The organism is Bacillus gaemokensis (assembly GCF_001590835.1).
Classification (GTDB): domain Bacteria; phylum Bacillota; class Bacilli; order Bacillales; family Bacillaceae_G; genus Bacillus_A; species Bacillus_A gaemokensis.
The window spans coordinates 1-3,725 of sequence record NZ_LTAQ01000052.1; the positions used below are offsets into that span (position 1 = coordinate 1).

The 3,725-nt window shown below is 32.1% G+C and carries 2 protein-coding genes and 1 pseudogene; 1 reads left to right on the forward strand and 2 read right to left on the reverse strand.

What is annotated here, in order from left to right; translation table 11 throughout:
• Positions 1 to 234: hypothetical protein (locus AZF08_RS23110; RefSeq protein WP_063177389.1), on the reverse strand; the 234-nt coding region annotated here is incomplete at its 3' end.
• A gap of 495 nt (positions 235 to 729) precedes the next feature.
• Here AZF08_RS23110 and AZF08_RS23115 point away from each other — a divergent pair.
• The gene (locus tag AZF08_RS23115; protein ID WP_063177390.1) at positions 730 to 1,968 is read left to right on the forward strand and encodes a cytochrome P450 family protein; all 1,239 of its coding nucleotides are present in this window, start codon (positions 730 to 732) and stop codon (positions 1,966 to 1,968) included.
• 440 nt (positions 1,969 to 2,408) lie between these two features.
• On the opposite strand, the pseudogene AZF08_RS23120 reads toward AZF08_RS23115, so the two are convergent.
• Positions 2,409 to 3,691: pseudogene (locus AZF08_RS23120) on the reverse strand (IS4 family transposase).
• Between the last annotated feature and the right edge of the window lie 34 nt (positions 3,692 to 3,725).

Below are 3,725 nucleotides of genomic sequence, written 5' to 3' on the forward strand. Positions count from 1 at the left end.
TTGAGCATGAATAATTTCTTCCTGAAGCTCTTTTAATTCTTTCATAGATTCTGATTCAATAGCCATGTAAGTAGTAACTAAACTGATCATCATATCCATCTTCTCTACTATATTTTGAATGACCTGTTCAGATTGTTCTTTTTTAGGGTGTTGTATTGCTGTTAGTACATCTTCCATATAATTGTTCTTTCTTTGCTGGATATCATAAATAAACTGTTTTGTGTTTGAGTTCATTTGTTTTTCCTCCGTTTTGGATATATTTCCATTCTATCATATTTGAATAGAAAATATTGGATTCCCCTAAATTTACACCTGTCTCGTAAATCTCCTCAAATATACAAACTAATTCCTTAACGTACAGGGAACTAATCGAAATGTGTCAATTTTATGTCTAAACGTACAATTTTCTTTTTTGGGTATGGTGACCCATGCCCATCAACTTAAGAAATTAATTGTTCCTCAAAACGAAAAAAAATGAATTGAAATCTCATAAATAACTGTAAAATAATCAAATTTTCATTGTAGGAACACTTCAAACTATTAGCTGGATGGCTATGGGGTAATATCCCGTTAACTAAACGAAGTATATATCTTAGGATTTTCGTGTTTATTTTACCAAGTAAAGTAATATTYCGTCTGAATATTCTTACCTTTATTAAAGTTAAATGGGTTATAATGCAAATTAGGCGTTGAGTTACCCAAAAATCTATAAAGATGGAGGTAATATTGATGRTTTYAAAAAACGAACTAAATTTCAATCTATTTTCAGAAACACAATTAGCTTCTCCAATATTTAAGGAGAAAGCATACGATATTTACAAAGAATTACGTGCCTTTCAACCTGTTTATCCTTTATCTCTAGGTGAACAGAGTCAAGGGTGGCTTATTACGAGATATGAAGACGCTATGGCTTTATTAAAAGATGCAAGATTAATGAAAAATATTGAAAATGTATTTAGTAGAAAAGAAGATGTTAAAGTTCCCTTTTCATTARAAAATAGGGAGCTTTTGAGAAATCATATGTTAAACTCAGATCCCCCCGACCATCACCGTCTACGATCACTTGTTCAAAARGCATTTACTCCTMAGATGATTTTGCAACTTGAATGTCGAATTCAACATATCGCTGATACTTTATTAAGTAAATTTGAGCAYACTCATTCAATAAATCTTGTAAACGATTACGCCTTTCCCTTACCCATTATGGTAATTAGTGAAATGTTAGGTATTCCTCTTGAAGATCAACATAAATTTAGAATTTGGTCACAGGCGATTATTGATACTCCWCATATACTAGAAGATGTGCAGAAAAACAATCAAAAATTAGAAGAATTCGCTGAATATATACAGTATTTAGTTCATAAAAAAAGAAAAAATCCTGCAGACGATTTAATCAGTGCACTAATACAAGCGGAAAGCGAAGGAACAAAATTAAATGAATCAGAGTTATACTCAACGWTTACGTTGCTTATTGTTGCTGGACATGAAACAACTGTAAACCTAATTGCAAATATGACGCTAGCATTGTTGGAACACCCAGTTCAATTACAAAAGCTTCGTCAAAACCCTGATTTGATTGATTTAGGARTTGAAGAGGCGTTACGATTTTACAGCCCCGTGGAATTAACTACTTTACGTTGGACAGCTGAAYCATTCACAATGCATGGCCAAGATATTCAATCAAAAGATAGAATTATTATTTCAYTAGCATCTTCTAACCGTGACGAAAAGATTTTTTCAAACGCTGATGTTTTTGATATTACAAGAAAAAATAATCGKCATATTGCATTTGGTTATGGTAGTCACTTTTGTGTTGGAGCATCACTTGCTCGTTTAGAAGCAAAAATTGCAATTTCTACATTATTACGTCGTATGCCAAATTTAAAGATACAAGGRGAAAGAGAGCAAGTGAGATGGAAAGAAAACTATCTAATGAGGTCATTAGAAGAATTACCTTTAGAATTTTGATCTGTATAATAATTAATGAAAAAGAGAGCAAAGAGAGCAAGTGAGATGGAAAGAAAACTATCTAATGAGGTCATTAGAAGAATTACCTTTAGAATTTTGATCTGTATAATAATTAATGAAAAAGAGAGTATTTTTCCCAAAAATGCTCTCTTTTCTAGTAGGGGTCAACATACATATCCATCAAGCTAATATTTTTAAGTATCACGAAAACGGAAATTTTACCTTTTTACAGTTAYTTATGAGAATTCAGCTYATTTTTTTCGTTTGGGGGAACAATTAATTTCTTAAGTTGATGGATGTGGGGTCCCATCACATGCCCATCAAGCTAAGCTTATGTAAAATCAATTTCAACTTAAGAGCTTTCTATTTTCTGAAGACTAAGTATAAATTATTTAAAGGTTTGCACAAGAAATAAACCCTAAAGGGTTTCGTTTTTTTAATTAAGCTACATGATTGTAAGGTTTGGAACAATTGTACACGACGCCTAAAATATCAAAGACTGTCTTTTTCTCATATCGATGAGATTTTCGCCCGTTTTTGTGTAAAAAATCGAATAGACGAAGCAAGATCCTTGATAGCTCTTGGGTGTCTTTTTGTAGAGCTTGATAAAAAAGTGGAAAATAATCTTTAATGATATAAACAGCTTTATATTCGCTCAATTCTCGTTTCTTCTTGATGAGGAGTAATTGGCGCATTTGAAACATAGTGGAGGAACAAAGAAGGATGCTAATTAATTTCCCATATAGATGACACTCTAATCTTTCCAGTTTTACAGAATTACATTGATGAATACGAAAAAATGATTTCCATATTTTAAAGATAAGTTCAATTTGCCAACGTAATGAGTAAAAATCATATACTTGTTCCTTTTGTAGATATTCCAAAGGAATATTCGTAATGTAAAAGTTAATTTATACAGAATTAGTCTTGTAGGAAGCTTTTGATACATTCCGATATAAATATCAGGAATTTCATATGTTTCACCAGGCTGTAATTGATCAATAAATTGCTCCATATCTAGTTGGATGTACTCAGAATGTTTTTTTATCGTTCCATTCTGAAAGTATTCAGGCTCTTTGTTTTTCTGATATATGCGAGTATTGAGCTTAAGTCGTGAGATGAAATAAGCACTGTACTTGTCTATGGTATGTAAATCTTTTAAGTCGAAGTATCCTAAGTCCCGTATACATACATCTTGCGGTTGAAGAGATTCGAGACAAGTAGAACCGTAAATTTTATCATTGTGCTTTCCAGCACCCACATGAACATGTAGAAATTGACCACTACCTCCTGAGCCTTGGTATGTAGAAACGAATTTATCTGGAACCTGAAAATGTGTAGAATCCAATACACGAATACGGTGAAAATAGTTTGTATACAAAGTTAAAATCTTGCTAGAAGAACAAAATTGTTGATGAAGTAAATACGCTAATACTTGTTGTAAAAACTGTACAGCTCTAGAATTAAAACGTTGATTAAGTCCTTCTGGACTCATAGAAATACCTGTGTTAGCTTCTAATCGACTACATAGTTGTTTCAATGAAGTGTTTGCTATGTTTTCGCTTAACCAAACACAAAGAGCTACTAAATCTTGTGCACGATATTTACTTTTCCGTTGAACAAATCCTATTTCTCTAGCTAACTGATCTAAAACATGTGGTGACATATGTCGTTGTAATTCTTTAGAAAATAATTGTAGTTCATCAGAAATCGATAGATTCATACAAAAACGCCATCCTTTCCTATGATTCTACAGA